At 36.4% G+C, this 1057-nt stretch carries 1 protein-coding gene; it reads right to left on the reverse strand.

Going from position 1 to position 1057, the window contains the following annotated elements; translation table 11 throughout:
* Positions 1-16: 16 nt before the first annotated feature.
* On the reverse strand, positions 17-919 hold the full coding sequence (locus QWZ17_RS23255; protein ID WP_290307718.1) for a transposase: 903 nt from the start codon (positions 917-919) through the stop codon (positions 17-19).
* Between the last annotated feature and the right edge of the window lie 138 nt (positions 920-1057).

Raw genomic sequence — 1057 nt, forward strand, 5'->3', positions numbered from 1 at the left:
TAATGCGAATCAAGGGTTAAAAAATAAGGTATATAAAAGCGGCGGCTATTTTTCCAAAAACGTGCACGAGTAATCCGTTAGTAGACCTGACTTTATTCGCTCTTTGTAAGTCTGTTTTTTCAATCAGCCAATTGAACAGGGACTCAATGGGTTGTCTTACAGTCGATACGGCAGCATTAAATAAGTCATTTGCGGCTTTATCTCTTTGTTTAAGTACTTCAGCCTGTTCTTTTATAGCTTTTATGGGTGTAAGCATAGTTGCGTTTATATTTATTTTCAGGCTTTTAAAATATGCTTCATTGTGATAGATTTTATCTCCAAAAAAAGTGCGGTTTGTTATGGCTCCCCAATCTTGTTTAAAGACGTTCAGGTCGCTTTCAGATGCCGTAGTGATAACAATTTGTTCAGGAAAAGGCATTCTATTAGGTCTTGAAAAAGCAAGTGTATGCAGTTTAAGTCCATAATAATATAGAGACTTAGTACCGCAATATCCCTTGTCTGTAATTTCAGTAGCCACTTTTCCACTTCGTTTTCCGGAGCAAGTAATGATGGGCATAGAATCAAGCAAACTGATACCAAGCCTGCAATCTGAAGGTATAAAATCAGAAACCGAGCGGGCCGCTATTACCTTGAATGCCTCGCTAAGTCGATTTAACCTCCTGTTAAAAGCCTGATAAGAAGGCAAAGCAGGAAACCAGGAACGCATATACTGATCGGCAAAAGCATATATCTGAGAAACTTTGAACCTCTGTTCCTCCTGGACAACAAAAAGGTATAAAGTCATCATTTCCTGATCGGTAAAATCAGGTTTATCATTATTGGTGTATCTTTGATATAAGTATTGAAGTTGTTCGTTATGTAACTTGCAGATATGTAAATAGATAGCGATTAGTCTAAGTGCTTTAGCCTTGGGAATCATTCTTAAAGTTTGATGTGGAAATCTTCTTTAAGATACTGATTTTCAAGGCTTTAAACAAATAAAATCACAAATAAAAAACTCATAATCAGGTGGTTAAGCCATAAGGTTTCTAAAGCTTTTAACCCTTGATTCGCATTA

Origin of the sequence: Mucilaginibacter flavus (assembly GCF_030409315.1) — a bacterium.
In the GTDB taxonomy this organism is placed as follows: Bacteria; Bacteroidota; Bacteroidia; order Sphingobacteriales; family Sphingobacteriaceae; genus Mucilaginibacter; species Mucilaginibacter flavus.